4 protein-coding genes are annotated in these 3,654 nt (G+C 65.4%); 2 read left to right on the forward strand and 2 right to left on the reverse strand.

The annotated features are described in order from the left end of the window. The coding region (locus EN780_RS29685; protein WP_348631277.1) for a preprotein translocase subunit YajC at nucleotides 1-132 on the reverse strand (132 nt) is incomplete at its 3' end. Nucleotides 133-406: 274 nt separating this feature from the next. Between EN780_RS29685 and EN780_RS29690 the strand changes: the two genes are divergently transcribed. Both EN780_RS29690 and EN780_RS29695 read left to right on the forward strand, forming a co-directional pair. Then, entirely contained in the window at nucleotides 407-1,282 is an 876-nt protein-coding gene (locus tag EN780_RS29690; protein WP_128276072.1) for an ATP-binding protein, read from the forward strand. Between the two features lie 124 nt (nucleotides 1,283-1,406). Further along, nucleotides 1,407-2,231, forward strand: coding sequence for an isocitrate lyase/phosphoenolpyruvate mutase family protein (locus tag EN780_RS29695; protein WP_128276073.1), 825 nt, complete (start codon nucleotides 1,407-1,409; stop codon nucleotides 2,229-2,231). Between the two features lie 138 nt (nucleotides 2,232-2,369). Here EN780_RS29695 and EN780_RS29700 read toward each other — a convergent pair. Continuing rightward, a partial coding sequence (locus EN780_RS29700; RefSeq protein ID WP_128276074.1) for a peptidoglycan DD-metalloendopeptidase family protein occupies nucleotides 2,370-3,654 on the reverse strand: 1,285 nt, incomplete at its 5' end.

Consider the following 3,654-nt stretch of genomic DNA (forward strand, 5'->3'; position numbering starts at 1 on the left):
CTTCAGCTGCGCGCGCTGCGGCCGGATGATCAGAAAATACATGATCACGAAAATCAGGATAAACGGCAAAATGCTGATGAACATGTCTGGCGAGGCGCCGACGCCCTGGGCGTATGCCGGTGTAACGAACATCAAGAAACTCCTGAATGGTAAAAAACCGCCACAAGGCGGCCCCGCGAAATTTGGCCGGAATATAGTCGGTAAAGTTGCCAATGCAACTGCGCCGCCGGGCGAATCCGCTGCTTTTCCGGCCGCTTGGCGCGTGTTAGAGCATGATCGCCGAATGCCGGGTGCGGTCCGCGGAAAAGATCATGCTCCGGCAAAAGGTTGGAAGCGGTTCTTATCCCGCCGCGAAAGAGCGGATTTCCGCCTGCCCGATCCCGAACGCCAGATCAAAAGACAAGACATGACCGACAGCACCCTCGACGCCCTGAACCAGAAGCTCGACCGCCTGATCGAAGCGGTCACCCGGCTTGCCCGGCCGCCGGTGCCGCAAACCGACCTCGCCGGGGCCGATTGCTTCGTCTGGCAGGCCGATCCCGGCTATCTGGAGCCGGTGCGCAAGGTCAACCGCGTCGACATCGGGCTGATCCGCGGCGTCGATCGCGTCCGAGACATCCTTGTCGACAACACCGAGCGCTTCGCCGCGGGCTTTGCCGCCAACAATGTGCTGTTGTGGGGTGCGCGCGGCATGGGCAAATCGTCGCTGGTCAAGGCGGTGCACGCAGCGGTCAATGCCTCCGACAAGCTCGATCGGCCGCTCAAGCTGATCGAGATCCACCGCGAGGACATCGACACGCTGCCCAAGCTGATGGGATTGCTCAAGGCCGCCCCCTTCCGCTTCATCCTGTTTTGCGACGACCTCTCCTTCGACCATGACGACACGTCCTACAAGTCGCTGAAGGCGGCACTGGAAGGCGGCGTCGAAGGCCGTCCGACCAATGTCATCTTCTACGCCACCTCGAACCGGCGGCATCTGTTGCCGCGCGACATGATCGACAATGAGCGCTCGACCGCCATCAATCCCTCTGAAGCGGTCGAGGAGAAGGTCTCGCTGTCCGACCGTTTCGGCCTCTGGCTCGGCTTCCACAAATGCTCGCAGGACGAATATCTCGACATGATCGACGGCTATGTCCGCCATCACGGCCTGGCCATCGACCCCGAGACGCTGCGCGCCGAGGCGCTGGAATGGGCGACGACGCGCGGCAGCCGCTCCGGCCGCGTCGCCTGGCAGTTCACACAGGATCTGGCGGGACGTCTCGGCAAGCCGCTGACGGACTGATAGCTGTCATCCGAAAGCAGGCATGAGGCCTGCTGACGTTACGACCAAGCAGCGCTTGTTCTTTATTTGTTCCGATCGTTGTGTCATCTTCCTTCGGTGACTCGAAGGCCCGAAGGAGAACGCATTGGATAGCAAGGGCGCGGCGTTTCGCAGGCTTCATCAGGAACCAGGTACGTTCATCATTCCCAATCCCTGGGACATAGGCACGGCACGGATTCTGGCGGCCATGGGTTTTCGGGCCCTCGCCACCACCAGTGCCGGCATGGCGTTCTCCCTTGGCGTCGCCGAAGGACAGGTCTCGCGAGAAGATACGCTAAGTCACTGTCGGTCCATCGTGGCGGCAACGCCACTGCCCGTCTCCGCCGATCTCGAAAAGGGCTTCGGTGACAGTCCGCAAAGTGCTGCCGAGACGATCGAGGCCGCGGCCGGCATCGGCCCGGCCGGATGTTCTCTCGAAGACCATACCGGCAGGCATGACGATCCGATCTATGAATTCGCGCTGGCGGTCGAGCGGATCGAGGCGGCCGCACAGGCGCGCCGCGCCCTGCCGGATGATTTCGTCCTGACGGCGCGCTGCGAGAACTTCCTCTGGGGCCGCCCCGATCTGGATGACACCATCAGAAGGCTGCAGGCTTTCGAGAAGGCCGGCGCCGATGTGCTCTATGCGCCCGGCCTCCACGACCTCGGCATGATCCGCACCGTCTGCGGCGCCGTGACGAAACCGGTCAATGTCGTCATGGGCATGCCCGGCGCCACGTTTGGCGTGGCCGAATTGGCGGATGCTGGCGTCAAGCGGATCAGCGTCGGCTCGGCGCTGGCGCGGCTCGCCTATGGCAAGTTCGTCCACGCCGTGCGGGAGATGAAATCCGCGGGCACCTTCCGGTTTTCCGAGAAAGCGATGGGCTTCGCGGAACTGGAAGGCTTCTTCACCGGATCAACGCAAGCTTGAGTTCGCCACCCGTCTGCCGCGGCGCTGGACGTTTGCCAAAGCGGTGCCGGCAGCGACTGAAAAAGCCCGCCCCTTGCGGAGCGGGCTGAGCCGGCGGGCTGGACTGGAGGTCTCAGACGGCCCGCAATTGTTCTTCTTCTATTCGAGATAGCCCGACGGATCGACCGGGGCGGAGTTCTTGCGCACCTCGAAGTGCAGCTTCGGCGAGTCGGTGGTGCCGCTCATGCCCGACAGCGCGATCTCCTGGCCGCGCTTGACCTTCTGGCCGCGCTGCACCTCGATCGAGCTGGCATGGCCGTAGACGGTGACCAGACCGTTCTCGTGCCGCACCAGGACGGTGTTGCCGAATTCCTTCAGCCCGTCGCCGGCATAGATGACGACGCCGTTCTCGGCCGCCTTCACCGGCGTTCCCTCGGGGACCGCGATGTCGACGCCGTCCTTGCCGCCGCCAAAATTGGAGATCACGCGGCCGCGCACCGGCCAGCGCATCTTGCCGATGCCGGTGGCATCCGGCGCCACCGCGTCGTCGTCCTCGGCCTGCTGGATGACCTTGGCGTCCTTCTTCGGCGGCGTGTAGGAGGCGAGCGTCTCGGTCGGCTTCGCCGCCGGCTGCGTGGTGGCCGTCGTCACCGGGTCGACCTTGACCGGCTTCGCGGCGGCGACAGTCGCCGTGCCGCCGGCCGGAACCTTCAGCGTCTGGCCGATCTTGAGCAGGCCGTCCTGCATGCCGTTCGCCTGCTTCAGCGCCACGACGCCGACACCGGTCTTCCTGGCGATGGACGACAGCGAGTCGCCCTGCTGGACCGTGTAGGTGCCGCCGGCGCCAGCCGGCTTGGCGGAGGCGACCTGCGTCGCGGGCTTGGCGTCCTTCAATCCGCTGGCGGCGGCAGAAGCGTCGACCGGCGCGGCCGACTTGCCGTCCTTGAGCTTGGGCTGCTGCGGCAGCACGGCGATCTTCTCGGGCGCGCTGGCGGGCTTCGGCGCATTCGCGGGCTTGGTGTCGGCGAGTTTCTGCGCCGGCTCCTTGCTCGAATAGGCATAGGCGGGAATGACCAGCTTCTGGCCTGTCTTCAGGCCCTTGGTCGCACTCAGACCGTTGACCTTCATGATCACGTCGGCCGGCACCTTGTAGCGCTGCGCCAGGCCGGAGATGGTCTCGCCGTCCCGGACCACGATCTCGGTGGCGTGCGGCGTGCCGGCGGCCGCCATCTTCGAGTCGGGCTGCGCCTCCTTGAACGGCTTCGCCGCCGGGGCGACGGTGCCTGTGGTCGTCCTGTCGACATGCTTGGCGGGCGGCGCCAGGACCGGGGCCGAAGCGGTGCGCAGCGGCTTCGCGGCGGGCGCCTGGGCCGGCTGTGACACCGGCGGCGGCAGCTGCTGCGCGGAAACCGGCTCCAGGCTGGAGCGGCTCACCGACTGGGTG

It is taken from the genome of Mesorhizobium sp. M4B.F.Ca.ET.089.01.1.1 (genome assembly GCF_004022605.1).
GTDB lineage: Bacteria > Pseudomonadota > Alphaproteobacteria > Rhizobiales > Rhizobiaceae > Mesorhizobium > Mesorhizobium abyssinicae.